The sequence below is a fragment of the Bradyrhizobium commune genome, from assembly GCF_015624505.1.
Classification (GTDB): domain Bacteria; phylum Pseudomonadota; class Alphaproteobacteria; order Rhizobiales; family Xanthobacteraceae; genus Bradyrhizobium; species Bradyrhizobium commune.
Genome location: NZ_CP061379.1, coordinates 3,864,169 through 3,889,873, shown reverse-complemented (window position 1 = coordinate 3,889,873; position 25,705 = coordinate 3,864,169). Strand labels below are relative to the sequence as shown.

At 64.3% G+C, this 25,705-nt stretch carries 22 protein-coding genes and 1 pseudogene; 10 read left to right on the top strand and 13 right to left on the bottom strand.

What is annotated here, in order from left to right:
* The first annotated feature begins 237 nt into the window (after positions 1-237).
* From IC761_RS18345 to IC761_RS18335, 3 genes are all read left to right on the top strand, one after another.
* Positions 238-1,683 carry a DASS family sodium-coupled anion symporter gene (locus IC761_RS18345; protein ID WP_195798065.1) on the top strand — a complete coding sequence of 482 codons (1,446 nt, stop codon included), beginning with the start codon at positions 238-240 and terminating at the stop codon, positions 1,681-1,683.
* A 239-nt stretch (positions 1,684-1,922) separates the two neighbouring features.
* Positions 1,923-3,044 (top strand): methionine ABC transporter ATP-binding protein, encoded by a 1,122-nt coding sequence (locus IC761_RS18340; protein ID WP_438265023.1) that lies wholly within the window; start codon positions 1,923-1,925, stop codon positions 3,042-3,044.
* Positions 3,034-3,699: a methionine ABC transporter permease gene (locus IC761_RS18335; RefSeq protein WP_195798063.1), complete on the top strand. Its 666-nt coding sequence runs from the start codon at positions 3,034-3,036 to the stop codon at positions 3,697-3,699. Before IC761_RS18340 ends, IC761_RS18335 begins: the two co-directional genes overlap by 11 nt.
* A 66-nt stretch (positions 3,700-3,765) precedes the next feature.
* Here IC761_RS18335 and IC761_RS18330 read toward each other — a convergent pair whose 3' ends face one another.
* Both IC761_RS18330 and IC761_RS18325 read right to left on the bottom strand, forming a co-directional pair.
* Entirely contained in the window at positions 3,766-4,158 is a 393-nt protein-coding gene (locus IC761_RS18330; RefSeq protein ID WP_195798062.1) for a cupin domain-containing protein, read from the bottom strand.
* A gap of 96 nt (positions 4,159-4,254) precedes the next feature.
* Positions 4,255-4,790 (bottom strand): annotated as a pseudogene (locus IC761_RS18325) (helix-turn-helix domain-containing protein).
* 218 nt (positions 4,791-5,008) lie between these two features.
* On the opposite strand from IC761_RS18325, the gene IC761_RS18320 reads away from it, so the two are divergent.
* The 5 genes from IC761_RS18320 to IC761_RS18300 all read left to right on the top strand — a co-directional run bounded on the left by IC761_RS18320 (position 5,009) and on the right by IC761_RS18300 (position 12,461).
* Positions 5,009-5,824 carry a hypothetical protein gene (locus IC761_RS18320; RefSeq protein WP_195798061.1) on the top strand — a complete coding sequence of 272 codons (816 nt, stop codon included), beginning with the start codon at positions 5,009-5,011 and terminating at the stop codon, positions 5,822-5,824.
* 386 nt (positions 5,825-6,210) lie between these two features.
* Positions 6,211-7,242, top strand: coding sequence for a TRAP transporter substrate-binding protein (locus tag IC761_RS18315; protein ID WP_195798060.1), 1,032 nt, complete (start codon positions 6,211-6,213; stop codon positions 7,240-7,242).
* Positions 7,243-7,257: 15 nt separating this feature from the next.
* The gene (locus IC761_RS18310; RefSeq protein ID WP_195798059.1) at positions 7,258-9,147 is read left to right on the top strand and encodes a TRAP transporter large permease; all 1,890 of its coding nucleotides are present in this window, start codon (positions 7,258-7,260) and stop codon (positions 9,145-9,147) included.
* Between the two features lie 18 nt (positions 9,148-9,165).
* A complete protein-coding gene (locus tag IC761_RS18305) occupies positions 9,166-10,815 on the top strand; it encodes an acyl-CoA synthetase (RefSeq protein WP_195798058.1) in 1,650 nt (549 codons plus the stop codon).
* Between the two features lie 239 nt (positions 10,816-11,054).
* The gene (locus IC761_RS18300) at positions 11,055-12,461 is read left to right on the top strand and encodes an autotransporter outer membrane beta-barrel domain-containing protein (protein ID WP_195798057.1); all 1,407 of its coding nucleotides are present in this window, start codon (positions 11,055-11,057) and stop codon (positions 12,459-12,461) included.
* Between the two features lie 27 nt (positions 12,462-12,488).
* On the opposite strand, the gene IC761_RS18295 is transcribed toward IC761_RS18300, so the two are convergent.
* The 9 genes from IC761_RS18295 to IC761_RS18255 form a co-directional block, all read right to left on the bottom strand.
* Positions 12,489-13,466: a TRAP transporter substrate-binding protein gene (locus IC761_RS18295; protein WP_195798056.1), complete on the bottom strand. Its 978-nt coding sequence runs from the start codon at positions 13,464-13,466 to the stop codon at positions 12,489-12,491.
* Between the two features lie 28 nt (positions 13,467-13,494).
* A complete protein-coding gene (locus IC761_RS18290; RefSeq protein ID WP_195798055.1) occupies positions 13,495-14,808 on the bottom strand; it encodes a TRAP transporter large permease in 1,314 nt (437 codons plus the stop codon).
* 2 nt (positions 14,809-14,810) lie between these two features.
* Positions 14,811-15,398, bottom strand: a complete 588-nt coding sequence (locus tag IC761_RS18285) for a TRAP transporter small permease (protein WP_195798054.1) — start codon at positions 15,396-15,398, stop codon at positions 14,811-14,813.
* A 164-nt stretch (positions 15,399-15,562) separates the two neighbouring features.
* Positions 15,563-16,360: an MBL fold metallo-hydrolase gene (locus IC761_RS18280; protein WP_195798053.1), complete on the bottom strand. Its 798-nt coding sequence runs from the start codon at positions 16,358-16,360 to the stop codon at positions 15,563-15,565.
* A 13-nt stretch (positions 16,361-16,373) separates the two neighbouring features.
* A complete protein-coding gene (locus tag IC761_RS18275; protein ID WP_195798052.1) occupies positions 16,374-17,150 on the bottom strand; it encodes a TatD family hydrolase in 777 nt (258 codons plus the stop codon).
* A 13-nt stretch (positions 17,151-17,163) separates the two neighbouring features.
* Positions 17,164-19,308, bottom strand: coding sequence for a methionine--tRNA ligase (metG, locus tag IC761_RS18270; RefSeq protein ID WP_195798051.1), 2,145 nt, complete (start codon positions 19,306-19,308; stop codon positions 17,164-17,166).
* A gap of 46 nt (positions 19,309-19,354) precedes the next feature.
* Positions 19,355-20,401, bottom strand: a complete 1,047-nt coding sequence (locus IC761_RS18265) for a DNA polymerase III subunit delta' (RefSeq protein WP_195798050.1) — start codon at positions 20,399-20,401, stop codon at positions 19,355-19,357.
* Positions 20,398-21,084 carry a dTMP kinase gene (gene tmk / locus IC761_RS18260; RefSeq protein WP_195798049.1) on the bottom strand — a complete coding sequence of 229 codons (687 nt, stop codon included), beginning with the start codon at positions 21,082-21,084 and terminating at the stop codon, positions 20,398-20,400. The genes IC761_RS18265 and tmk overlap by 4 nt, the downstream gene beginning before the upstream one ends.
* 2 nt (positions 21,085-21,086) lie before the next feature.
* Positions 21,087-22,349 carry a D-alanyl-D-alanine carboxypeptidase family protein gene (locus IC761_RS18255; protein WP_195798048.1) on the bottom strand — a complete coding sequence of 421 codons (1,263 nt, stop codon included), beginning with the start codon at positions 22,347-22,349 and terminating at the stop codon, positions 21,087-21,089.
* A gap of 150 nt (positions 22,350-22,499) precedes the next feature.
* On the opposite strand from IC761_RS18255, the gene IC761_RS18250 reads away from it, so the two are divergent.
* The gene (locus tag IC761_RS18250; RefSeq protein ID WP_195798047.1) at positions 22,500-23,456 is read left to right on the top strand and encodes an alpha/beta fold hydrolase; all 957 of its coding nucleotides are present in this window, start codon (positions 22,500-22,502) and stop codon (positions 23,454-23,456) included.
* Here IC761_RS18250 and IC761_RS18245 read toward each other — a convergent pair.
* A complete protein-coding gene (locus IC761_RS18245) occupies positions 23,453-24,391 on the bottom strand; it encodes a septal ring lytic transglycosylase RlpA family protein (RefSeq protein ID WP_195798046.1) in 939 nt (312 codons plus the stop codon). The genes IC761_RS18250 and IC761_RS18245 overlap by 4 nt on opposite strands.
* Positions 24,392-25,212: 821 nt before the next feature.
* Here IC761_RS18245 and IC761_RS36080 point away from each other — a divergent pair.
* Entirely contained in the window at positions 25,213-25,341 is a 129-nt protein-coding gene (locus IC761_RS36080; RefSeq protein ID WP_283814440.1) for a hypothetical protein, read from the top strand.
* 34 nt (positions 25,342-25,375) lie between these two features.
* Here IC761_RS36080 and IC761_RS18240 read toward each other — a convergent pair whose 3' ends face one another.
* Positions 25,376-25,609 (bottom strand): hypothetical protein, encoded by a 234-nt coding sequence (locus tag IC761_RS18240; RefSeq protein ID WP_438265141.1) that lies wholly within the window; start codon positions 25,607-25,609, stop codon positions 25,376-25,378.
* Positions 25,610-25,705: the final 96 nt, after the last annotated feature.

Here is a 25,705-nt window from a genome sequence, read left to right as displayed (position 1 = left end):
TTCCAAGTGACTGTGATCGCGATGGCTTATCGGGCATATAGTTCAACCAGATGGTCCGTGCCTGTCGATGGTTCGTTGCAGCGCAATCGAGCCACGTCTGCGTGACACCGTTTGCACATTAGCAAGCTGCGACAGCCGCTGCGGCAGCGCTCTTGATCGGACGCATTGAATCGTGTTTCGAACTGTGACGTATAGGATGATGATCCGGCAACGGACCGGGCGATTGGGGGAGGTTTGATGACGCGCCGCTGGAAGCTGATCGCGCCGCTCGTGGTGTGGCTCGCGATCTACCTGTTGCCGGTGCCGGCGGGGCTCAACGTCAACCAGTGGCATTATTTTGCAGTGTTCGCCGCCGTCATTACCGGGCTCATCCTGGAGTCGATGCCGGTCGGCGCGGTCGGTCTGATCGGGCTCACGGTCGCCGGCGTCGGCGGCTATATCGACCCAGATCCCGGCAAGTCGCTGCGCTGGATGCTGGCGGGCTTTGCCGAGAGCACGGTCTGGCTGATCGTCGGCGCCTTCGTATTCTCGATCGGCTATCGCAAGAGCCAGCTTGGCCGGCGCATTGCGCTGGTGCTGGTGCGGCGGCTCGGCCGCAACACGCTCGGCCTCGGCTATGCGGTGGCGATGTCGGACTTTTTGCTCGCGCCGGCGACGCCCTCCAACACCGCGCGCAGCGGCGGCATCGTCTATCCCATCATCAGCAACATTCCGCGCATCTATGGCTCCGAGCCCGGACCGACCGCCGGCAAGATCGGCACCTATGTGATGTGGACGGCCTTTGCGGCGACTGCGATCACCAGCTCGTTGTTCTTCACCGCACTGGCGCCGAACGCGGCGGCGCTCGTGATCGCCAAGAAGACGGTCGGGGTCGATGTGAGCTGGGGCCAATGGTTCATCGGCTTCGCGCCGCTCGGCCTCCTCCTGATGATCGTCGTGCCGCTGCTCAGCTATGCGATCTGCCGGCCGGAGGTGAAGCACAGCCCGGAGATCTCCGAATGGGCGGCGAAGGAGCTCAGCGAGATGGGCCCGATGTCGCGCAACGAGTGGATCATGCTGGTCCTGATCCTGCTTGCGATGTTTTTGTGGATCGCGGGCTCGAGCCCGGACATCCACGTGCCGCTGCTCGGTGCGAACTTCGTCAATGCCACCACCGTCGTGTTCATCGTGATCTCGCTGATGCTGGTCACGGGCGTGATCGAATTCGCCGACATCGTCGGCGAGAAGAGCGCCTGGGAGGTGTTTTTCTATTTCACCTCGCTGCTGACGCTGGCCTCGGGGCTGAACGAGATCGGCTTCATCAAATGGCTTGCCAACGAATTCGCACAACCGCTCTCAGGGCTGACGCCGTCGACCGCGATGATCCTGCTGGTCGCGCTGTTCTTCTGGATCCATTATTTCTTCTCGAGCATCACTTCGCATGCGGCGGCCGTGCTGCCGGTCGTGCTCGCAGTTGGCTCCGGCATTCCCGATCTGCCCGTGACCACGCTGGCGATGCTCTGCATGTATTCGCTCGGCCTGATGGGCGTGATCTCGCCCTACGCAACGGGGCCTGCGCCGATGTATTACGGCAGCGGCTATATCGGGAAAGGCCAGTTCTGGGGCTTTGGCCTGATCTTCGGGCTGCTCTATTTCGCAGGCCTGCTCGTGATCGTAATGCCGTGGTTGCAGATGGTCCGGTGAACCGGGGCTGATACCTCCGGCAGATGATTTTTCTTCACAGGGCAGGGACTGGAGAAACTTCGTCCAACGTCGCGTAAATATCTGATATTGCAACAGAGACCTTGGTGGGCGATGGTCTGTGCTGCAGTGCACGCGCCCGTGGGCGAACCGTTCCTGCGATCCTGTCGCTTCGATAGCGGCTTGGTTCTCGTGCGCCTTTGGGGCGGGCGAGCTAAACATCGTGCATGAAAGCCGCTTCCATGAACGCGCACCCATCGCTTGTGGTCGGAGATCCGATCGAAACCCTTGACGTGCCGGCCGCCGAGCCGGAGGCGATGGTCCGTTTCGAACGCATCTCCAAGACCTATCCGGCCTATCGCGGCAAGCCCGGCGTCAACGCGCTTCAGGACATCGATTTCGCCATCCCGCGCGGCTCGATCACCGGCGTGATCGGGCGCTCCGGCGCCGGCAAGTCGAGCCTGGTCCGCCTCATCAACGGGCTGGAGAAGCCGACCACGGGCCGCGTCGTCGTCGACAACAGCGACATCTCGGCGCTCGCAGGCCGCGAGCTGCGGCTGGCGCAGCGGTCGATCGGGATGATCTTCCAGCATTTTAATCTGTTGTCGTCACGGACCGCCGCCGACAACATCGCGCTGCCGCTGGAAATCGCGGGCTGGTCGAGGACCGACATCCGCGCGCGCGTTTCTGAGCTGCTCGCGCTCGTCGGTATCGCCGACAAGCACGACCGCTATCCGTCAGAGCTCTCCGGCGGCCAGAAGCAGCGCGTCGGTATCGCGCGGGCGCTGGCGACGCGGCCGGACGTGCTGCTGTCGGACGAGGCGACCTCGGCGCTCGATCCGCAGACCACGCGTGCGATCCTCGATCTGCTCGCCAACATCAACCGCGAGCTTGGCGTGACCATCGTGCTGATCACGCATGAAATGTCCGTGGTGCGCCAGCTCGCCAAGGAGGTCGTCGTGCTCGACGCCGGCCATGTCGTCGAGAGCGGCCATGTCGCCGACATCTTCACCCACCCAAAACATCCGATCACGCAGTCCTTCCTGGCCGAGGTGACCGGCGACAGCCTGCCGGTCTCGCTGGCGAGCCGGATCGTGCCGGAGCCGGGCAGCCACGCCGTGATCCGCGTCCAGGTGCGCGGGGCAGGGGCCGGCGACACGCTGCTCGCGCGGCTCGCGCGCGAGCTCGGTCTCGATGTCGCGCTGCTGTCCGCTCGGATCGACGAGATCGGCGGCCAGCAGGTTGGCTCGCTGGTCCTCGGCATCCCTCTAAGTATTTCTTGCGGCGAAAGCGCCACAGCGCGCACGCTCGCCTGGCTCTCTCAACATCAATTCCCGGCGGAGCGTCTCGGCTATGTCGCCTGAACTCATCAACCTGATCGTCCAGGCCACCGGCGAAACCCTGTTCATGGTCGGGGTCGCAGCCGCGCTTGGCACCGTGTTCGGCCTGCCGATCGGCGTGTTCCTGGCGACCAGCCGCAAGGGCGAGCTGTTCGCGGCCCCTGCCGTCAACGCGGCGCTCGGCATGGTCGTGAATGCGACCCGCTCCACACCGTTCATCATCCTGGTCGTCGCCATCATCCCGTTCACGCGCCTCATCGCAGGCACCTCGATCGGCTCGACGGCGGCGATCGTGCCGCTCACGATCGCTTCGACCCCCTTCATCGCGCGCCTGGTCGAAGCCGCGATCCGCGAGGTCGATGGCGGCCTGATCGAGACTGCGTCGTCGTTCGGCGCCTCGCCGCTTCAGATCGTGTTCAAGGTGCTGATCCCCGAGGCGCTGCCGGGCCTCCTGCTGGCGCTGACGCTCGCGGTGGTCAGCCTGCTCGGCTACTCCGCCATGGTCGGTGCCGTCGGCGGCGGCGGGCTCGGCGATCTCGGCATCCGCTACGGCTATCAGCGCTTCATGCCGGAGATGATGCTCGCCGTCGTCGTCGTGCTGATCGCGCTGGTGCAGCTCGTGCAAAGCGCCGGCGACTATCTGGCGCGCCGGGTCAATCGCCGGCTGCGGCACCGCTGAGACAGGTCAGGCAGCACACCTCGCGCAGCCGATCGAACCTGACTTGATCACGCTCCAGGCGCGCCGCTACGCCGCCGGCGGGTAATAGAGAAATTCGATCATCAGGCAGCCGTCGCGGGTGAAGAACGGTCCATGTTCGACATGGGCCGGCCGCACGGCATAGGTGCCAGCCTCCAGCAGCCGCGTTTCCTGCGACGGCGTGCCGATCGACAACGTGCCCGATATCAAAAAGACCTCTTCGCACCAATCATGCGAGACGGGATGGTCCACGGACGCGCCGGCGGCCCAGCGCGACAGCCGCGTCACGGCGCCCGCGCGCGCCGGGTGATCGAAACCGCCGGACAGGATCTTCTCCTCGACCCCGACATAGCCGGGGACGGGGCGCCATCCATCCTCCGCAAGCGCGTTGAAGAATTCCCGGTGGTCCTTCTTGAACCGACCGAAGCCAGGCTCCGCCATGTGGTCATCTCCCGCGCCGACACCGACGCGGGTCGAACTTACAGCAGGGCGATGGACTTTCCCACACGAGCCGGGGGAGCAAGGCCGTCCTGCATGTCATTCCGCGGGTTCGACCTCGCTCGACGCCGGCCCTGCGACGAGGCTGTCGAGGCTGACCAGCATGAGATCGGCCATGTGGGTTGCTGGTGCAGGGGGATGCTGATCTCGCCGCGCTCGGCCCGTGACACGAACTCGGGCGAGACGCCAATCAGGTTCGCGATCTGGCTCTCGGTATAGCCTCGCGCCTCGCGTGCGCTTTTGACCTGGGCGCCGATATGCCGCCGGTGCAGCGCCTGCTCTTCCTCGGTCATCATCAGCGCCTGCTCGTCCAGGCTCGCTAACCCATCGACGAAGGCGACGCCGACGAGCCTGCGCTTCTGCCACGCGACGCGACAGGCCTTTTGCAAGCCGTCAGCAAAGACCAGCGTGGCCTGTTTGGGAAACGACAGCGACCAGTCGAGCTTGAGCCGTGCGCCCGTGCCGGAGACGTCGGAGATCGTGCAGGGGATGCTCACGGCGCCTCTCGCACCGTCAAACTCGATGATCCCGGTCCTTGCCGTGGATTGCCTGGTCGCAGCGCGCAATTCGCTCATGGACATCCAAACTCAACGAAAAAATCTGCCGCCAATTTTACCTCCATGAGGCGCCAGCCTCAATCGAACCCCGCGGGCATGGTGAAGGCTTCGTTCCTGGCGCCGGACCAGCAGCTTGCGCCGGTGGAGGAGGGCTCCAACTACGGCCGCCGGGGATGAACCTTCCCATCCGGCAACGGCACCAAGACATCAGATCGCTCCCAGTCCACGGACATCGAATGAGACCGCCTGCCTTGCTCTGCCTGCTCTTGTTCGGCACCTGCGCCCATGCGGCCACGCCCGAGCAGCACTATCTCGACCTGCGCGATCGCTACATCGCAAAGTTCTCGAAAGCTGCGGAGAACGACGCGACCTACAAGCAGCACGACAAGGCGATCGAGGAGCTCACGGGCGTGCTGCGCGGTCTGGTCGGGCCGGTCACGATCAAGGGGTTGCCGGCAGAGGGCAAGTCGAACGTCGACACGCTGTTCAAGGGCGACATCGGCTTCGGCCATCTCGACGGGCTCTGCTTCGCCACCGAAGGCGACAAGATCCAAGCCGTGGTGACCACGACGGCGCTGCTCAAGCACTGGCTTGCCGAGCACCGCAAGGATCCCATGCCGCAGGAGCCCGACGCGGCCTTCAAGTCCGACAGCTTCTACTACGCCGCCATCCAGGACTCGGCCTTCGCCAAATATGCCGAGCTTCCGATCGCCAGGCCCGCCACCGCGAGCGCCGCGGTCGCCGTGCTCGGCGTGCGCGGCAATGGCGACCTCAAGGGCCCGCCGCACGAGATCGACGTGGTCGCGATCCAGGGCGAGAAGGTCTTCTTCCTCGCCGCAACCGACGCCGTGAAGACGGCGGAGATCCCGGCCTGCGAAAAGGTCTGGAAGCAGATGATGGCCAAAAAGACCCCGCAGGACTCCATGGCCAGGGAAGACCAGGCGATGGCGGCCTACACGGCCTGTTTCGCCAGGGAAGCGCCAAGCCAGGGTTGGTACGCGGCAGCGGTGAAGAAGGCGCAGGGCCAGCTGGAGCTGCTGCTGGCGCGGTAGCAACGCCGGCATGATTATCCCAGATGGCAGGCCGCCGAACTGGTCCGATCTCGGACAACCCATATCCGCAATTCGCATAAGGTATATTATGGAATATATTTATATTCAATTAGATCAGATATTTGGGGCAAATTGCTGCCACAGCGCCTTCGCTCCAGCGTCGTTTTCGGACCGACCACCGACCATCGCCGCGGGTCTTGACGGCTACTGTGCATGGGGTTGTTTTTCACATTTTGAGTCCGGTTATGTGCCGAAAGCCGATATTGCCGCGATGGTGTCCGGCTGCAATAAGCGTGGCTCCGCGAGATCGCAGATGACGTTCTGACCGTCCGTCCGTATAGGTTTGCGTCTCACAACAAAAACAAACCTTCCGAGGAAGCAGACCCATGGTCTTTTCAACGCGCTTTTCCCGACGCACGCTTCTCAAGGCCTCCGCCGCGACCGCGGTCCTGGGCGGCATCGGCGCGCCCCATGTGGCGCGCGCAGAGAGCGCCGAGTTCACCTACAAATACGCCAACAACCTGCCGGACACCCATCCGCTCAACGTGCGCGCCAGGGAGATGGCCGCGGCGATCAAGAGCGAGACGAACGGCAAGTTCGACCTCCAGATCTTCCCGAACAACCAGCTCGGCTCCGACACCGACATGCTGAGCCAGATCCGCTCCGGCGGCGTCGAGTTCTTCACGCTGTCGGGCCTGATCCTGGCGACCCTGGTGCCGGCGGCCTCCATCAACGGCATCGGCTTCGCCTTCCCGGACTACGGCACGGTCTGGAAGGCGATGGACGGCGACCTCGGCGCCTATGTCCGCGGCGAGATCAAGAAAGCCGGCCTCGAGGTCATGGACAAGATCTGGGACAACGGCTTCCGCCAGACCACGTCCTCGAGCAAGCCGATCACCGGGCCGGACGACTTCAAGGGCTTCAAGATCCGCGTGCCGGTGTCGCCGCTATGGACCTCGATGTTCAAGGCGTTCGATGCGGCACCCGCCTCGATCAATTTCAGCGAGGTCTATTCCGCGCTCCAGACCAGGATCGTCGAGGGCCAGGAGAATCCGCTGGCGATCATCTCGACCGCCAAGCTGTACGAGGTGCAGAAATTCTGCTCGCTGACCAACCACATGTGGGACGGCTTCTGGTTCCTGGCCAACCGCCGCGCCTGGAGCGCGTTGCCTGAGGACGTGCGCGCCATCGTCGCCAAGAACATCAACGCCGCCGCCGTCAAGGAGCGTGAGGATACCGCCAAGCTCAACGCGAATCTCCAGCAGGAGCTCGCGGCCAAGGGCTTGACCTTCAACCAGCCGACGGTCGCACCGTTCCGCGACAAGCTGCGCGCCGCCGGCTTCTATTCCGAGTGGAAAGGCAAATACGGCGATCAGGCCTGGGACCTCCTGGAAAAGGCCGTCGGCAAGCTGTCCTAACGCATTGGGGCCGTCATGGCTCATATCGAGGCCGAGGTGAGCGAAGTGGCGGGCGAGGTGACTGTTCAGTCCCCTCGCCGATCCTCGCTGCTGGCTTCGCTGGAGCGCATGCTCGGCTTCGCGGTCGAAATCCCGGCGGCGATCCTCGTGGTCGCCGAGATCGTGATCCTGTTTGCCGGCGTGGTCGCGCGCTACGGCTTGCACCGGCCGCTGATCTGGTCCGACGAACTCGCTTCGATCCTGTTCCTGTGGCTGGCCATGCTGGGCGCGGCGGTCGCATTCCGCCGCTCCGAGCACATGCGCATGACCGCGATTGTCGCGAGCGCAAGGCCGGCCACGCGCGCTTATCTCGATCTGGTCGCAACCTGTGCAGCGCTGGCGTTCCTGGTGCTGATCGTCTGGCCGTCCTGGGATTATGCCTTCGAGGAAAGCTTCATCACCACGCCGGCGCTCCAGATCTCGAACATGTGGCGCGCCGCGGCGCTGCCGGCCGGCATCTGCCTGATGGCTGTGTTCGCGCTGCTGCGGCTGCTGCGTGCCGCGGATTATCGCATGGTGCTGACGGCCGTGATGTCCGTTGCCGTCGTCGTTGGCTTGTTCTGGCTTGCGCAGCCTTATCTGCGGCCGCTCGGCAATCTCAATCTCGTGATCTTCTTCGTCGGCGTGGCCGGCTTCTGCGTCTTTGCCGGCGTTCCCATTGCGTTCGGCTTTGGACTGGCGATCTTCGGCTATCTGGCGCTGACCACGCGGACGCCTGTCATGGTGCTGGTCGGGCGCATGGACGAGGGCATGAGCCACCTCATCCTGCTCTCGGTGCCGCTGTTTGTGTTCCTGGGGCTCTTGATCGAGATGACCGGCATGGCGCGGGCCATGGTCGCGTTCCTGGCGAGCCTGCTCGGCCACGTCCGGGGCGGCCTGCATTACGTGCTGGTCGGCGCCATGTACCTGGTCTCCGGCATCTCCGGCGCCAAGGCGGCCGACATGGCGGCGGTCGCGCCGGTGCTGTTCCCGGAGATGAAGCAGCGCGGCGCCCGCCCCGGCGATCTCGTTGCGCTGCTTGCGGCGACGGGTGCCCAGACCGAAACCATTCCGCCGAGCCTCGTGCTGATCACCATCGGCTCGGTGACGGGCGTCTCGATCGCGGCGCTCTTCACCGGCGGCTTACTGCCCGGCGTCGTGCTCGCGCTCACGCTCTGCATGCTGGTGTGGTGGCGCTATCGCCACGAGGACATGAGCCATGTCCGCCGCGCCACGGCATCCGAGATCGGCAAGACCTTCATCATCGCCCTGCCCGCGCTCGCGCTGCCCTTCGTGATCCGCTACGCCGTGGTCGAGGGTGTTGCCACCGCCACTGAAGTCTCCACCATCGGCATCGTCTACGGCGTCCTTGTCGGCCTCCTCGTCTACCGGCGCTTCGACTGGCGGCGGTTGTTTCCGATGCTGGTCGAGACCGCGGCGCTGTCGGGCGCGATCCTTTTGATCATCGGCACGGCGACCGGCATGGCCTGGGGCCTGACCCAGTCCGGCTTTTCGCGCTCACTGGCCGCGGCCATGACCGGATTGCCCGGCGGCTCTGCAGCCTTCATCGCCGTCTCGATCCTGGCCTTCACCATCCTCGGCAGCGTGCTGGAGGGTATCCCGGCGATCGTGCTGTTCGGGCCGCTGTTGTTTCCGATCGCGCGCGCCGTCGGCGTGCACGAGGTGCATTATGCCATGGTGATCATCCTGGCGATGGGTATCGGGCTATTCGCCCCGCCGTTCGGCGTCGGCTATTATGCCGCCTGCGCCATCGGCCGCGTCGATCCGGCCGAAGGCATCAGGCCGATCTGGGGCTATCTGCTGGCGCTGCTGGTGGGATTGATCATCGTCGCGATTTTCCCGTGGATCTCGATCGGATTCCTGTAGGCTCGAAGGAGGATGTCGATGAGTGGGCGGCAGAACCAGTACAATATCGGCCTCGACAAGACCCCCGCCAACTACGTGCCGCTGTCGCCGCTGAGCTTTCTCGCGCGCAGCGCCGCGGTCTATCCCGATCACGTCAGTACCGTCTATGAAGGCCGCAGCTTCAGCTGGGCGCAGACCTACGAGCGCTGTAGGCGCTTTGCGTCCTATCTCGCCGGCAAGGGCATTGGCGTCGGCGACACGGTGGCGGCGATGCTGCCGAACATCCCGGCGATGAACGAGGTGCATTTTGCGGTGCCGATGACCGGCGGTGTGCTCAATGCGCTCAACATCCGCCTCGATGCGCCCTCGATCGCATTTCAGCTCGATCACGGCGGCGCCAGGATCATCCTGGTCGATCCCGAGTTTTCCGGCGTCATCACCGATGCGCTCGCGCAGATGAGCGGGCCAAGGCCGTTCGTGATCGACGTCGACGATGCCGCCTTCAAGGGGGGAATGCGCATCGGCGAGATCGAATATGAGGCGGCCGTCGCGCAGGGCGATCCCGGCTTCACCGCGATTCCACTGAGCGACGAATGGGACGCGATCGCGCTGAGCTATACCTCGGGCACCACGGGCAATCCCAAGGGCGTCGTCACCCATCATCGCGGCGCGTATCTGAACGCCGTCAGCAATATCCTTGCAGGCCAACTCGGCCAGCATCCGGTCTATCTCTGGACGCTGCCGATGTTCCACTGCAACGGTTGGTGCTTTCCGTGGACCATTGCGGCGGCCGCCGGCATCAATGTCTGCCTGCGCAAGGTCGAGCCGACGAAGATCTTCGAGCTGATCAGGACGCATGGCGTCACCCACATGTGCGGCGCGCCGATCGTCTACAACACGCTGATCAACGCACCCGATGCGCCGAAGGACGGCGGCGCTCGCCGCGTCGTCGGCCTGATCGCCGGCGCCGCCCCGCCTGTCGCCGTGCTCGAAGGCGCGGAAAATATCGGCATCAAGCTCACGCATGTCTACGGCCTGACCGAGGTCTACGGCCCCGCCTCCGTCTGCGCCGAACAGCCTGGCTGGGACGATCTTCCGGCCGCCGACCGCGCACGGATGAAGCGACGGCAGGGCGTGCCCTACCCGCTCGAGGAAGGCGTCACCGTCATCAATCCGCAGACCATGAGGCAAGTCCCGCGCGACGGCGAGACCATCGGCGAGGTCATGGTCCGCGGTAACATCGTGATGAAGGGCTATCTCAACAACGAGAAGGCGACCAGGGAAGCCTTCGAAGGCGGCTGGTTTCACACCGGCGACCTCGGCGTGCTCGACGAGCATGGCTACGTCATCATCAAGGACCGCTCCAAGGACATCATCATCTCCGGCGGTGAGAATATTTCCTCCGTCGAGGTCGAGGACATCCTCTACAAGCATCCGGCCGTGCTGTTTGCGGCGGTCGTCGCAAAGCCCGATCCGAAATGGGGTGAAGTGCCCTGCGCCTTTGTCGAGTTGAAGGACGGCGCCAGCACGACGGAGGCCGACATCATCGCCTTCTGCCGCGGCCATATGAGTGGCTTCAAGACGCCGAAGGCCGTCGTGTTCGGGCCGATCCCAAAGACCTCGACCGGCAAGATCCAGAAATTCCTGCTCCGCAACGAGGTCGGATCGGCGAAGGCGATCTCGGCCTGATCTCACTTCGTGGTCCCGTAGAAGTGCGTATTGACCCTGTGTCAGCGCAGCAATCGTGATTCGTCCTGAAACTGATCGTGTATGTTTGACGACATCAGGACACACCAAGAAAAGATTGGAAAACGTTAGAGACGCATTTACGATTCTCTCCCGTCGGATTCGCCGTCTCCACCTGATTCGCCGCGCGAGCTGCGCGGCTGGCGGACGGCGCGGTTGGGGCGCTTCATGCGGTTGGTGTCGTGAGCGCAGACGCCTGTGTGCGTCTGGCGCTGCTGCTATTGACAGCCGGATTGCTGCTGCCGCGCTCGGCGGACGCGCAGGTCATGCGCGAGTTTGGCGCGTTCGGAGGCGCCGAGAGTTTTGGCGCTCCGGGCCCGGGCTCGAATGCCCCCGCCGGCCTCAACAATTTCGGTGGTGGCCCGGGTGGTCCGATGTTTGGCGGGCCGGCAGGGTCTGGAATCGGCGGCGCGCCGTTCGGCAACGGCGGTGGCCCTGGCGGCATGCAGCCGAACTATGGCTGGAACGGCGAGCCGCCAGGTCCTCCAGGAGGTCTTGCCGGCGCGGGGCGCTTTGGCATGCGGCAGGCGTTTGGCGGTGGTGCCGATAGCCGTGGCGCGCAGACCGAGACGGCGCAGGCCACGTTCCTGGCAATGACACAGTTCACCCAGACCCTGCTCGATCCCGCCGTCGACGGGCGCGGCATCGGACGGGCCGAATTCGACGCGGAGCTCGCGGCCTATGCCGATCTGGGCAACGACCGCACCCATGGCGGCGTCGGACGCGAGGCCTATGAGGCGATCTACGGCAAGCCGTCGCTCGCAGCGCCGCACTGGAGCATCTGGGCCTCGGGCTTCGGCGGTTCGCAAATGTCGACCAGCGGCAGCGGTTCGACCAGCCGCAGTTTTGCCACTGCGGTGGGTGCCGACTATTCGCTCTCGCCACAGACGCGCATCGGTTTTGCGCTCGCCGGCGGCGGCACCGGCTTCGCCAACAACTTTTCCAGCGGCCGCTCCGATCTGTTCCAGGCCGGGACCTTCGTCAGGCATACGATCGGATCGGCCTATGTCGCGACCGCGCTGGCCTATGGCTGGCAGGCCATCACCAGCGATCATGCGGCGACGCCGGCCGGGAGCGACCAGCTCAACGCCGCGGTCAATGCCAACGCCTATTCCGGCCGCATCGAGAGCGGCTATCGCATCGGGACGCCATGGCTCGGCATCACGCCCTACGCAGCCGGCCAGATCACGATGTTCCGCCTCGCCGCGAATTCCGGCCAGCCGGCTTACGCGGCCGATCAATTCGCGGCGACCTCCAGCAGCAACAGCTTCACCGACCGTCGCAGCGAGCTCGGCCTGCGCGCCAGCACGACGTTTCTGATGGCCGGCAGTCTCTTCGATCTGCGCGGACGTCTCGCCTGGGCGCATGATTTCAGCGCGACGCAGTCAGTGCCCGCAGTGTTTCAGGCCGTGTCCGGCCAAGGCTTCGCGATCGGCACCACAGCGATCGCGCCGAACTCGGCGCTCTCAGGCATTGCGCTCGAGCTCCGCGCAATCAATGGCTGGTCCGCTTCGACGAGCTTCGACAGCGAGATTTCGAGCCTGATGCGCTCCTATACCGGCAAGGCTGTGCTGCGCTACACTTGGTGAGCAGACGCCCTCACCCGCGCACGCTCCTCACATCTTCTTATAGGCGTCAACCACGGCCTGTCCGTCAGCGCCAGCCTTCTTGAGCCAGTCGGCCGTGAGCTGCTCGCCGACCTTCTGGAATCCGGCCTTCAACGCCGGACTCGGCGCCTCGACCGTCATGCCCTTGGCCTTGAGCTGATCGATGTACCAATTGGCCTTCTCCTCCCAGGCCTTCCAGCCGCGCGTCTCTGCGGTCGCAGCGGCCTTCAGGATCGCTTCCTGGGTCGGCTTGTCGAGCGCCTCGAACGCCGCCTTGTTGACGAAAGTGTAGTCCTTCGGGATCCAGGCCTGCACGTCATAGAAATATTTCAGCGACTCCCAGGCCTTGGAATCGTAGCCGGTACCGCCCGACGACATGAAGGAATTCACCACGCCCGTCGCGAGCGCCTGCGGCAGCTCGGCCGCCTGGATCGTCACCGACTGGGCACCGACCAGTTCGCCGATGCGCGCGGTCCCGACATTATAGGCGCGCCATTTCAGCCCCTTCATGTCTTCGATCGTGGCGAGCGGCTTGTTGACATAGACGCCCTGCGGCGCCCAGGGAACGACGAACAGCAGTTTGAGACCCTGCGCGTCCAGCTTCTTTTCGATCATCGGCTTGGACGCCTGATACAGTTTCATCGCCTGAGGGAAGCTCGTGGCGAGGAACGGCACGACGTCGATGCCGAACATCGGGTCCTCGTTCTCGTGGATCGACAGCAGCAGTTCGCCCATTTGGGCTTGCCCGGTGACGACCGCGCGCTTGATGTCAGGCGCCTTGAATAGCGATGCGTTCGGATGAACCGTGATCAGGAGCTTGCCGGATGTCGCAGCTTCGACGTCCTTGGCGAAGGCGACCAGATTCTCCGAGTGCGGATTGTCGGCAGGGTATGCTGCCGGCAGATTCCATTTGGTCTGGGCCAAAGCGGGCGCTGCGGCGAGCAGGACGCCGGCAATCAGGCCGGCGCGAATGAGACGAGACTTCATCGGACTTCTCCTCACGGTCGAATTGAGATCAGTCGGGGAAAGCGAGTTTTGGCAACAGCAACACGATCTGCGGATATTCGGTGATGATGAATACGGCGGCCAGCAGCAGGACGAAGAATGGGAACGCTGCGCGCGCGACGGTAAAAGTATCGCGGCCGCTCATGTTCTGGAGCACGAACAGATTGAAGCCGACCGGCGGCGTGATCTGCGCCATCTCGACGTGAATGATGAGATAGACGCCGAACCAGACCAGATCGAGCCCGGCCTGTTTCACCATCGGTAGCACGATGACCGCGGTCAGCACGATCATGGAGATGCCGTCGATCAGGCATCCGAGAATGATGTACATGATGCTCAGATAGAGCGCGAGCATGCCGGGCGTGAGCTGCTGCCCCTGGACCCAGGTGGCAAGCGCTGCGGGAATCCCGGTATAGGCCATCGCCGCCGTGGTGTAGGCGGCACCCGCCAGGATCAGCATGATCATGCAAGTGAGACGCGTCGCACTCATGACGCTATCGGCGAAGGTCTTGCGCGTGAGCGTGCCGCTCCACCATGCGAGCAGCAGCGCGCCCGCGACACCCCAGGCGGCACATTCGGTCGCGGTCGCAAAGCCCAGCACCAGCGAGAGAAAGACGGCCAGGATCAACAGCAGGCACGGAACGAGCTTGGCGGATTCCTGCAGCTTCCGGCGAAACGGCATCGGCGGATCGCGCGGCGGAATCTTGCTCGGGTTCAAGAGCGACCAGATGATGATGTAGCCGGAATAGAGCGCCATCACGAGTGCGCCCGGCAGGAAGCCGCCGAGGAACACCTGGAGCACGGAGACGTTCGCCGTGACCGCATAAACCACCATCGGAATCGAGGGTGGAATCAGAAGGCCAAGCGTGCCGGAGCCCGCGAGCGAGCCGAGGCTCAGGCCCTTGTCGTAGCCGCGTTTGTCGAGCTCGGGCAGCGCGATCTTGCCGATGGTCGCACAGGTCGCAGCCGAAGAGCCCGACACCGCCGCGAAGATGCCGCAGCCGATCACGTTGACATGGGTCAGGCGCCCGGGCAGCCACTGAACCCAGGGCGACAGGCCGCGGAACATTTCCTCCGACAATTTGGTGCGGAAGAGAATCTCGCCCATCCAGATGAACAGCGGCAACGCGGCCAGCGTCCAGGACGAGCTCGCGCTCCAGGTGGTGGTTGCAAGCACCGAGCCGAGCGGCAGGCTCGTGGTCAGCGCCATCGCCACGAAGCCGACGAGCCCGAGCGAGACCGCGATCCAGATGCCGCTGCCGAGCAGCAGGATCATGACGCCGAGCAGGACGAACGACAGCTCGATCATGCCGAGATTGGCCATGGTCAACCTCCGCCGCCCTGCGAGATGCGTTCGATGAATTCGTCCGGCGTTTCGTCCGGGGAGCCCTTGTCGTAGCTCGGCCGGTTGCCGCCGATGACATTGACCATCTCGTCAATCAGCGCGATCGACAGGATCACGAGACCGCCGGAAAAGCCAAGCTGCGGAATCCAGAGCGGAAGCGCGACGACGCCTTGCGCCACGTCGTTGAAACGCCAGGAATCGTAGGTCATCTGCACTGCGTGTCGGGTGAAGTAGACCACGAAGGCCGTCGCGATGCCGAGCGCCACGATCTCCGCGACCTGCTTGGTGCGCCCGTGCAAGCGCTCCAGCAGCAAGCCGACGCGGATCATTTCGCCGCGCTTGAAAGTGTGGGCAAGACCGAGAAACGCCATCGCGGCCATGCACCAGGATGCAAAATCATCGCCGGCCGGGATGTTGAGCGCGAACTGCCGCCCGACCGACATCACCATCATGATTGCGAAGATCGCGACCAGGAAGACACCGGCAGCAATGCCCGAGCCGAGATAAAGCAGATCCAGAGCACGTCGGACCGGTCCAACAGAATTTACGTCGTCGCTGTGCCCTGCCACGCGGCCCCATCCTCGTCCTGCGGCGCAATCAAATCCGGCGATCGGCTCGCCTCGCCTGATTATCGCCACCTGCCAACGCCTGTCCTTCAGACGTTAGACCAACACGATGAGCCCTGCGAAAGCAAGGAGCATGCCGCCCTGCGGCAAATTCCCACTGGATAGGTTCAGTGCGTCTCCAGCAGCATACCGTCGTGTGCGGGCACCACGCCCGCGGGTAGCGATTGCCGGATCACCTCGTAGTCGACATCGGCGGTCATGTTGGTGATGACAGCACGCTTCGGCTTGAAGCGCTCGACCCAGGACAGCGCGTCGTTGATGCTGAAATGGCTGGAATGCTGGGTGTAGCGCAGACCGTCGACGATCCAGAGATCGAGGTTTTCCAAGGCCCCCCAGCTCTCGCGCGGGATGTCGTTGAGATCGGGCGTGTAGGCGGCATTGCCGATGCGATAGCCGAGTGCGGGGATCTGGCCGTGCTGGACCAGGAAGGCGGTCATCTTCACCGCGCCGCCCTTCCCCAAGATGGTCTGGGTTTCACCCGCCTCGATCGAATGTCGCGTCAGGATCGGCGGATAATCGCTGCCCTCTGGCGAGATGAAGCAATAGGAGAACCGCGCCATGATGTCCTTGGCGGTCGACTGATTGAAATACGTCGGAATGCGCTTGCGCATATGGAGTACGACCGAGCGCAGATCATCCATGCCGTGGGTCTGGTCGGCATGCTCGTGAGTTAGAAACACCGCATCAATGTGATCGACGTCGGCATCGATGAGCTGCTCGCGCAGGTCGGGCGACGTGTCGATAACGATTCGCGTCGTGCCGTGCTCGCCAGTCTGCTCGACCAGCAGCGAGCAGCGGCGGCGGCGGTTCTTGGGATTGTTGGGATCGCAGGCACCCCAGCCGAGCGCCGGGCGCGGCACGCCGGCGGAGGAGCCGCAACCCAGGATCGTCAGCGTCAGTGTCATGAGGCTCCCAAATTCAGGCTTTCACCTTCGAGAACAGGCGAAAGAAGTTGTCACTGGTCTGGCGCGAGATCTCCTCGAACGACACGCCGCGCGTTTCGGCGAGCACTTTTGCGACCTCGACCACATAGGCGGGCTCGTTACGTTTGCCCCGGAACTTGCCCGGCGCAAGATAGGGGGAGTCTGTTTCAACCAGAATACGGTCGGACGGCAGTTCGGCCGCAAGCGCGCGCAGGGTTTCCGACTTCTTGAAGGTCAGGATGCCCGTGAAGCCGATATAGAGCCCAAGCGACACCGCCTTCAGCGCCAACTCGCGCCCGCCCGTGAAGCAATGCAGCACGGCGTTAAACGATCCCTTCGCCGCCTCCTCCTCGAGGATGCGACCGCAATCCTCATCGGCTTCGCGGGTGTGGATCACGAGCGGCAGCCCGGTGGCGCGGGCAGCAGCGATGTGGGCGCGAAAGCCCCTCGCCTGCGCCTCCGGCGAACCGTTGTCGTAGAAATAGTCGAGCCCCGCTTCGCCGAGGGCAACCACCTTCGGATGCTCTGCCAGCGCGATCAGCTCGTCCGGCGAAATGCCGTCCTCCTCATCCGCATTGTGCGGATGGGTGCCAACCGTGCAATAGACGTCGTCATAGCGTTCCGCGATGGCCAGAAGCTGATTCAGTCTTCGCACCCGGGTCGAGATCGTGACCATGCGGCCAAGGCCGGCCGCACGTGCACGCGAGACGATCCCGTCAAGATCCTCCGCGAAGTCCGGAAAATCCAGATGGCAGTGACTGTCGACCAGCATTTTGCGAACGCCTCTAGGCCGCCGGCTCGATGTAGCGCGGGAACGCCGGCGTCGGCGCCGGCAGCGTCGAGCCCGGCGCGATCCGCTTGGCGCCGCCGAGCATCGCAAAACTGCGCTCGCCCGCGGGGATACCGAGGCTGTCGAGCAGTAGGCCCGAGGCGGTCGGCATCGCCGGCTGCGCCAGGATCGCGATCTGGCGCACGACTTCGGCGGTGACGTAAAGCACCGTCCTCTGGCGTGCCGGATCGGTCTTGGCCAGCGCCCACGGCGCCTCGCCCGCGAAATAGCGGTTGGCTTCAGCCACCACGGCCCACACGGCGTTGAGCCAATGATGGATCTGCTGCGTCGCCATCGCTTCGCGCGACGCGGCAATCATGCCGTCGGCCATCGCCAGGATCGCCTTATCGTTGTCGCTGAACTCGCCGGGCTGCGGCAGCACGCCGCCGAGTTGTTTTGCGATCATCGACAGCGAGCGCTGCGCGAGGTTGCCGAGATCATTGGCGAGATCGGCGTTGATGCGCGCGACGATGGCCTCGTGATTGTAATTGCCGTCCTGCCCGAACGGCACCTCGCGCAGGAAGAAATAGCGCATCTGGTCGACGCCATACTGGTCGGCGAGATTGAAGGGGTCGACGACGTTGCCAACCGACTTCGACATCTTCTCGCCCCTGTTGAACAGGAAGCCGTGGGCATAGACCCGCTTCGGCAACGGAATGCCGGCTGACATCAGGAACGCCGGCCAGTGCACGGCGTGGAAACGGATAATGTCTTTGCCGATGACGTGCACGTCGGCCGGCCAATAGCGCCAGTTCTTGTCGCCACCGTCGGGAAATCCGACACCTGTGATATAATTGGTCAGTGCATCGACCCAGACATACATCACGTGCTCGTTATCGCCGGGCACCCTGACGCCCCAGTCGAAGGTGGTCCGCGAAATCGATAGATCGCGCAGGCCGCTCCTGACGAAGCTCACCACTTCGTTGCGGCGCGCATCCGGGCCGATGAAATCCGGATGTTGCTCGTAGTGCTTCAGCAGCTTGTCCTGATAGGCCGAGAGGCGGAAGAAATAGCTCTTCTCCTCGACCCACTCGACCGGCGTGCCCTGCGGTCCCAAGCGCGCGCCGTCGTCATTCAGCCGTGTCTCTTCCTCGGCGTAATAGGCTTCGTCGCGGACCGAGTACCACCCCGCATAGCTGTCGAGATAGACGTCGCCGTTCTCCGCCATGCGCCGCCAGATCTCCCGGCTGGAACGATGGTGCTGCTCTTCGGTGGTGCGGATGAAGCGGTCGAACGACACGTTCAAACGTTCGTCCATCGCCTTGAAGCGGCCGGCGTTGCGGGTGGCGAGCGCAGCCGGGGTCAGGCCCTCGTTCTGCGCGGTCTGCACCATCTTCAATCCGTGCTCGTCGGTGCCGGTGAGGAAGAACACATCCTTGCCGTCGAGCCGCGCGAAGCGCGCCAGCACGTCGGTTGCAATCGCCTCATAGGCGTGACCGATATGGGGGCTGCCGTTGGGATAGGCGATCGCGGTCGTGATGTAGAAGACGTTTTCGCGGGCATATATAGACTCGGCAGGCCGCCGCTCGAGTTCTGGCTCTTGCGTGTCTTCGACCGGTTCCTTTTCGACAATCTTCTCTTTGGGGCTTCGCCTCTTTCTTGTCCTCCCTTCGGGAGTCTTCCGTTCGCGTTCCTTCTCAACTGCCTTCTTCTTGCGGTCACGTTTTTTCTTTGCTGCTGCCTTTTCGGCTTCTTCCTTCTTCCGTTTGAGCTCTCTCTCGGCGGCAGCTTTCTCCTCTGCCTTCCGTTTACGCTCGCGCTCCTTCGCAGCAGCTTTCTTCCTGCGTTCGTGCTCTCTCTTTGCCGCCGCCCGCTTGGCGGCTTTCCTCTTCCGCTCGCGCTGCTTCTCGGCGGCAGCTCTTTCCGCTGCCTTCCGCTTACGTTCCCGTTCTTTCGCTGCTGCTTTCTTCTTGCGCTCGCGTTCTTTCCTTGCTGCTGCCTTTTCAGCCGCTTGCTTTTTTCGCTCACGCTCCTTATCGGCAGCTGCCTTCTGCTCCGCGATAGAGGAGCGCTGGATCTTCTTCGTAGCTTTTTTCACAGACTTCTTGGCAGCCTTCTTGCCGCTATTGTTCTTGACTGTTTTCTTAGTTCGCGCTGCCACGACGAATTCCCTTACCGGCCAATCAAAATTTGGAAACGACTTGCGCCTAGCGCGTTGCGTCCGCCAGCCAGCCGAACACCGAGAAAACCAAGGGCTTTCGCTCCAGATTGTAGGTTTCGGTGTCGCGCGCGGCGCGGACGATCTTTTCCCATACCTCGCCAAGGCGCGCAAGGCGCGGCAGGTTCTGGTTGGCATTGGCTCCGTCCGCGTGCAGGCGGTCCGCGATCCAGCGATCGATGCCGTCAATGAAGGCCGCAAGCGCGACGCGGTCGCTGGTGCCAAGCGAATCGCCGAGCGTGTGCAATTCGCGCGGATCGACCTCAGGCAGGCGCGCCAAGAGCGCAGCCGTGCGCTGCTGGAGTTTCAGCGCATCGCCCCCAAGCAGCGTCAGCGCCCGCGCAACACTGCCTTCCGACGCCTCGGCTGCATCGCGCAGCGCCGGATCATTCGGATCGAGCTCGGCGGCCACGGCGGCCGCGCCGATCACCTCGTCCGTTGCCAGCGGCCGCAGGCGCAGCTTGCGGCAGCGTGACTGGATGGTGGCGAGAACCCGCGCAGGCGCGTGGCTGACCAGGAGAAACAGCGATTGCTGCGGCGGTTCCTCGAGGATCTTCAGGAGCGCATTGGCCGCATTCGGATTGAGTTCGTCGACGGTGTCGACGATGCAGACACGCCAACCCTCGGCCGCCGCGGTCGAGCCGAAGAAGCCGATCGTCTCGCGGGTCTCGTCCACCGTGATGACCGTGCGCATCACGCCGCGATCGTTGGCCGTGCGCTCCAGCGTCAACAGCCCGCCATGCGAGCTTGCGGCGACCTGCCGCGCCACGGCGTCATCAGGATTGATCGCGAGGCTCTCGAAGCGCTGCACGGCGCCCGACAGCGGCTGGCCGTGGGTGAGCACGAAGCGCGCCATGCGATAAGCGAGCGTCGCCTTGCCGATCCCCTGCGGTCCGCCGATCAGCCAGGCATGCGGAATCCGCCCGCTGCGATAGGCCGCAAGCAACGCGGTCTCGGCCTCGCGATGGCCGAACAGCAGGCTGGTCTCGCGCGGATGCGGAATGGCGCTTTCGCGCTCGGCCTGACGCGGGCTCATGCCGACACCACCGAGGCCGGCGTCGGCAGCAGACGTTCGCGCAACGCGGTCCAGACCCGGCCGGCGACCGTATCCGGATCGGAATTGGCGTCGATCAGCACGCAGCGCGCCGGATCGTCTGCGGCGATCTTGCGATAGGCCTCGCGCAGGCCCTGGTGAAAGCCGAGCTGCTCGCTCTCGAACCGGTCAGGTGTGTCGTTGCCCCGCCGTGCGGCGGCGCGTTGCAGGCCGATCTCGACCGGCAGGTCGAGGATGATGGTGAGGTCCGGCTTCAAATCGCCGATCGTGACACGCTGCATCGCGTTGATCAGCCCGGCCGGCACGCTGCCGAGGCTGCCCTGATAGGCCCGCGTCGAATCGGCGAAGCGATCGCACAGCACCCAGGTGCCCTGGTTGAGCGCGGGTGCGATCACGGTGCGGACATGATCGTCGCGCGCGGCGGCAAACAGCAGCGTCTCGGCCTCGGGGCCGAGCAGCTTGCCCATCCCGGACAACACCAGATGGCGCATGATCTCGGCACCCGGCGACCCGCCCGGCTCGCGTGTGACGAGCGTGCGCAGCTTGGCCGCATTGAGCCGGTCGGCGAGCTTCTTGATCTGGGTCGACTTGCCCGCCCCCTCGCCGCCTTCAAAGGTGATGAAGCGTCCGCGTCCGGACGGCCGCTGCCCTGCGCTCTCGATCATGATCAGAGCTTCTCGGCGCCTGCGCGGAACATGCCGATCACGAGCTCGCTGGCGCCGTCGATGGCGCGCCGCATCGTCGAGCCGGTGCCGATCGCTTCGGCCGCATAAACCGGCGTCTCCACCGCGATGTTGCCGCTGCGCCAGACCCTGACGACGCCGACCTGCTGCCCCTCCTGGACAGGTGCGCGCACCGGGCCGTTATAGACGACGCGCGCGATCAGCTTGTCGTTGCCGTTCTTGTGCACCATCACCTTCACCGGCGTCTTGGCGACGAGCTTGACCGAACGGCTGTCGCCGCCAAACACTTTGGCGTAGCCGACCTGCTGGTCGGCCGCGATCAGCGTACGGGTCTCGAAATTGCGAAAACCCCATTCCAGCATCTTCTTGGCTTCAGTGGCGCGGTCCTCGGGGTCTTCGAGACCGTTGACCACGACGATCAGCCGCGTGCCGTTCTGCACGGCCGAGCCGACCATCCCGTAGCCGCCTTCCTTGGTGTAGCCCGTCTTCAAGCCGTCAGCGCCTTCCATCGAGTTGAGCAGCGGATTGCGGTTGGGTTGGCGGATCTTGTTCCAGGTGAACTCCTTCTCGCCGAACAGCTTATAGAATTCCGGGAAGTCCAGGATGATGTGGCGGGCGAGGATGCCGAGCTCGCGTACCGTCATCTTGTTGCCGGGGTCGGGCAAGCCGTTGGAATTGCCGAAGGTCGATTTGGTCATGCCGAGCTCGCGGGCGCGCTTGGTCATGAAATCGGCGGCAAAGATCCGCTCGCTGCCGGCGATGCCTTCGGCAAGCGCAATGCAGGCATCGTTGCCGCTCTGGATGATGGCGCCGTGCAGGAGGTCGTCGACCGAGACCTTGCTGTTGATGGCGGCGAACATGGTCGAGCCGCCCGAGGGCGCGCCGCCCTTGCGCCAGGCGTTCTCGCTGATCCGATATTCGTCGGTCAGCTTGACGTCGCCCTTCTTGATCGCGTTGAACACGACCTCGGCGGTCACGAGCTTCATCATGCTGGAGGGCGCGCGCAGCTCGTCGGCGTTCTTCTCGAACAGGACGCTGCCACTGGAGGCCTCGATCAGGATCGCGGTCGGAGCGTCACCGTCGAAGCCGGCATCTTCCGCCTTCTTGGCGCCCTGGACGCTCTGGTTGGCGGCATAGAGCACCCCGCCCCAGCTGAGGCTCATCGCGATGGCCGTCGCGATCAGCCCGCGCGCCAACGCGCCGGCTGTGAAGCGGGTGCGACCGAGCGGAATGAGACGAAATGCCATGGCGAAGCCCTGAGAGCGGCGTTCTAACAGTTGGAACCGGTGCGAACAACGAGGATCGGCGCTTGCCCCGAGATTGCACGATTCTCCTCGCGTCCCTATCGTGGCACCTCATGTTCCCCGAACAGACCCCTGAAACAAGGCGGAAAAGCGATGTCCTCCACGCGGATGATCAAGGCCAATGGGATCGACCTCTTCATCCGCGAGGCGGGCCAGGGACCGCTGGTGGTGCTCTGCCATGGCTGGCCGGAACTGTCGTACTCCTGGCGGCACCAGATCCCGGCAATCGCCGCCGCCGGCTTTCATGTTGTCGCGCCCGACATGCGCGGCTACGGCCAGAGTGCGGCACCGCCTGACGTGGCCGCCTACTCGATCTTCGATCTGGTCGGCGACATCGTCGGCCTGGTTAAGGCACTCGGCGAGACCAGGGCGACGGTGATCGGCCATGATTGGGGCGCGCCGGTCGCCTGGCACGCGGCGCTGTTTCGCCCCGACATCTTCACGGCGGTCGCAGGCCTGAGCGTGCCGCCGCCGTTCCGTGGCCGCGGCAGGCCGCTCGATCTGCTGCGCCAGAACGGCGTGACCAATTTCTACTGGCAGTATTTCCAGACCCCAGGCGTCGCCGAGGCCGAGTTCGAGCATGACGTCGCCCGCACCATGCGCGTCGTGCTCGGTGGACGCGGACTGGCCGATCCGTCGGCCGCGATGTTCGTGCCGGAGGGCAAGGGCTTTCTCGCCCACGCGACGGGAGAGGAGCCGTTGCCGGCGTGGCTGAGCGAAGCCGATCTTGCCCATTTCACCGAAGCCTTCCGCAAGTCCGGCTTCCGCGGCGGGTTGAACTGGTATCGCAACCTCGACCGCAATTGGGAGCTGACGGCGCCCTGGCAGGATGCGCAGATCGACCAGCCTTCCCTCTTCATTGCCGGCGCGAAGGATGCCGTCATCACCGGCCTGATCGGCGCCAAGCGCATCAACGAGCTCGAGCGCGTGCTGCCCAATCTCACGCGGAAACTGATCATCGAGGGGGCCGGCCATTGGGTGCAGCAGGAGCGGCCCGACGAGGTCAACGCCGCGCTGATCCGATTCCTGAGGGAAAGCAGTGCGGCCTAGTACAGGCCGCGGCCGGTCAGGATGCTGCGGGCCTCGGCTGCACCGCTATCGGAGACATAGGCCGCCGACGGGCCGTTGTCCGAGCTGTAGCGGCCGTCCCTGTCATAGGACACTTGGCGGGCGTTCTGGAGCGCCCGGCCCCGGCTGCGGCTCGAGGCCGACATCTCCGAGGTGGCATTGATCGAGGCGACATCAGCGGAGGTGTTGCCGAGGCTATAGGGCCGGCCCTCCGGCATCGGCACCTCGCCACGGATGGCGCCGCGGCTCGATGTCGGCAGCTCCGGCACGAAGGGCCTCGCCGAGGCGACCCGGACCATCGAGGGCGACGGCGCCGGAACGCCAGTGCGCAAGGTCGCGATCAGCTGGCGGTCGTCGGAGCCTTCGAGCGGCGCCCGGCCGACATATTCGACGCGCACCCTGGCGACGCCATTGCCTTTGAATTCAAGCAGTTCGGCAGCCTTGTTCGAGACGTCGATGAGCCGGTTGCCATGATACGGCCCACGGTCATTGACGCGCACGATCAGCGACTTGCCGTTGGAGAGGTTGGTTACCCGTGCATAGCACGGCATCGGCAGGGTCGGATGCGCCGCCGTCAGCGAGCCCATGTCGAACACTTCGCCATTGGCGGTCTGGCGGCCGTGGAAATCGTCGCCGTACCAGGACGCCATGCCCTCGGCACGGTAGTTGACGTCCTCTTCCGGCACGTACGTCCGCCCGGCCACCATATAGGGCTTGCCGACGCGGTAGGTGCCGCCGCCCTTGGGAACGGGATCGCCCCAGGCCACGACCCGAGGGCTCGACGAGACGCCGTATTTCGGATCGACGCGGCTGGCGAACTTGTTGGACGAGGCGCAATTGGCGAGCGCGAGGCAGGTGGCGACCGCCGCAACGCACCGCGCGGCCCGCACCACCGAATCTGACCGTCGGATCCCCATTCGCCCCAAATACCATTTCGCCGGAGACGAACCCAACCCGCTTTAGCTACGGGAAGCGCCTTCCGGTCCTTCAGCTCCGAGGCGGCCCACCACCGCTTTCGGAAGTCGTGACGATAACGCAACCCGAACACGGCGGAAATGGGGAGCCCACAGCGTTCGCGCCGGGATGGTAAACAGGACGTTCGCCTCTCCCCCGTTGATCTACGGATCAGCGGCGGCTTTCTCTGTGCCAGTCCTGAACAAGCTGTTGCGCCAAATCCTCACTCCACCCCCATTGTCGCTGGCTTCACCGGAATTCTTTTGACTGTGCAAGGCCGCCCGCGTTTTCTCGCGTGCAGGGGCGGGATTGGAATTTAACGATGATCGAGACGGTTTCAGCACTGATGGGTCTGGTTAGCGCGGGGATCTTCCTGGCCCATGCGTTTGAAGGCTACCGTACGAGGGCCTGAAGGCACTCGCGCGGGTGACATTGCATTACCTCTTTGAAGACGGCGCGTTCGGACAATTTTAATCAATCCGATCGAGCATCGAAGACGAGAGCAGCAGGTGTCCCATGCACAGCAACCATGACCTCGTATCCCATGATCTTGTGTCCGGTGGCTTCCTGGCTTTGACTGCTGGCGGCTTCGTGCTGCTCTGCTCGAGCCTGATGGCGCTGGCCTTCGCCTGACCCTCACCCGTTGGCGATGTCAGACCGCTGCGCTATTGCGACGCAGCATGCGTACTGATCCGGGATTGCCCTGCTCCCGTTTAGTTGATTGAATTTCCGCGTCGGCGCCTCGACTCATTTGAAGAGGCCATCACCAACGAGGGTGACGCACATGTTAGCCGAAAAATTCTTCCTGGTCCTGGAATCGCTGATCCGCGGCGACCGCACCTATTCCGACGGAAGCTCCCGGGTCGTCAGCACCGCCCCGCACGTGCCGGTGACGCTGCCGAGCCAGAAATAGCCGGGCATCCCGCAGAAGCTCAGGCCCGTGCCGTTCAGCGCACACCCAATAGCGATCGGCGGTAGAGACTGTCGCGGGCTTCATTCAAGCAGACAAAGCTGCCATCAAAACCCTGGCCGTAGCGCCGCTGTCCCTTGCGGTAATAGACGCCCTTCCTGAAATCCAGCCACACCACCTTGTCGCCCGGGCAATACCGCTGCGCCTGCGCCTCGTCGCGAAATGGCGTCAGCGGCGTCGCCGATACCTCGGTCGCGCCGGCGCTGAGCATCGAGGCGGCCGCGATTGCAATCTTGCCGAACGTCCTGCCAAAGCTGCGAGACACTGCCAACCTCCCGATCCGCGCCGACTGAGCGGCGGCCGCGTG

Excerpts from the sequence above, each read along its gene's own strand:
- IC761_RS18310 (WP_195798059.1), top strand. The coding sequence starts at position 7,258 with ATGGCTCATATCGAGGCCGAGGTGAGCGAAGTGGCGGGCGAGGTGACT.
- IC761_RS18240 (WP_438265141.1), bottom strand. The coding sequence starts at position 25,609 with ATGCTCAGCGCCGGCGCGACCGAGGTATCGGCGACGCCGCTGACGCCA.
- IC761_RS36080 (WP_283814440.1), top strand. The coding sequence starts at position 25,213 with ATGTTAGCCGAAAAATTCTTCCTGGTCCTGGAATCGCTGATCCGCGGC.
- IC761_RS18280 (WP_195798053.1), bottom strand. The coding sequence starts at position 16,360 with ATGACACTGACGCTGACGATCCTGGGTTGCGGCTCCTCCGCCGGCGTG.
- IC761_RS18265 (WP_195798050.1), bottom strand. The coding sequence starts at position 20,401 with ATGAGCCCGCGTCAGGCCGAGCGCGAAAGCGCCATTCCGCATCCGCGC.
- IC761_RS18345 (WP_195798065.1), top strand. The coding sequence starts at position 238 with ATGACGCGCCGCTGGAAGCTGATCGCGCCGCTCGTGGTGTGGCTCGCG.
- IC761_RS18255 (WP_195798048.1), bottom strand. The coding sequence starts at position 22,349 with ATGGCATTTCGTCTCATTCCGCTCGGTCGCACCCGCTTCACAGCCGGC.
- IC761_RS18275 (WP_195798052.1), bottom strand. The coding sequence starts at position 17,150 with ATGCTGGTCGACAGTCACTGCCATCTGGATTTTCCGGACTTCGCGGAG.
- IC761_RS18305 (WP_195798058.1), top strand. The coding sequence starts at position 9,166 with ATGAGTGGGCGGCAGAACCAGTACAATATCGGCCTCGACAAGACCCCC.
- IC761_RS18315 (WP_195798060.1), top strand. The coding sequence starts at position 6,211 with ATGGTCTTTTCAACGCGCTTTTCCCGACGCACGCTTCTCAAGGCCTCC.
- IC761_RS18330 (WP_195798062.1), bottom strand. The coding sequence starts at position 4,158 with ATGGCGGAGCCTGGCTTCGGTCGGTTCAAGAAGGACCACCGGGAATTC.
- IC761_RS18320 (WP_195798061.1), top strand. The coding sequence starts at position 5,009 with ATGAGACCGCCTGCCTTGCTCTGCCTGCTCTTGTTCGGCACCTGCGCC.
- IC761_RS18290 (WP_195798055.1), bottom strand. The coding sequence starts at position 14,808 with ATGGCCAATCTCGGCATGATCGAGCTGTCGTTCGTCCTGCTCGGCGTC.
- IC761_RS18245 (WP_195798046.1), bottom strand. The coding sequence starts at position 24,391 with ATGGGGATCCGACGGTCAGATTCGGTGGTGCGGGCCGCGCGGTGCGTT.
- IC761_RS18295 (WP_195798056.1), bottom strand. The coding sequence starts at position 13,466 with ATGAAGTCTCGTCTCATTCGCGCCGGCCTGATTGCCGGCGTCCTGCTC.
- IC761_RS18335 (WP_195798063.1), top strand. The coding sequence starts at position 3,034 with ATGTCGCCTGAACTCATCAACCTGATCGTCCAGGCCACCGGCGAAACC.
- tmk (WP_195798049.1), bottom strand. The coding sequence starts at position 21,084 with ATGATCGAGAGCGCAGGGCAGCGGCCGTCCGGACGCGGACGCTTCATC.
- IC761_RS18340 (WP_438265023.1), top strand. The coding sequence starts at position 1,923 with ATGAACGCGCACCCATCGCTTGTGGTCGGAGATCCGATCGAAACCCTT.
- IC761_RS18250 (WP_195798047.1), top strand. The coding sequence starts at position 22,500 with ATGTCCTCCACGCGGATGATCAAGGCCAATGGGATCGACCTCTTCATC.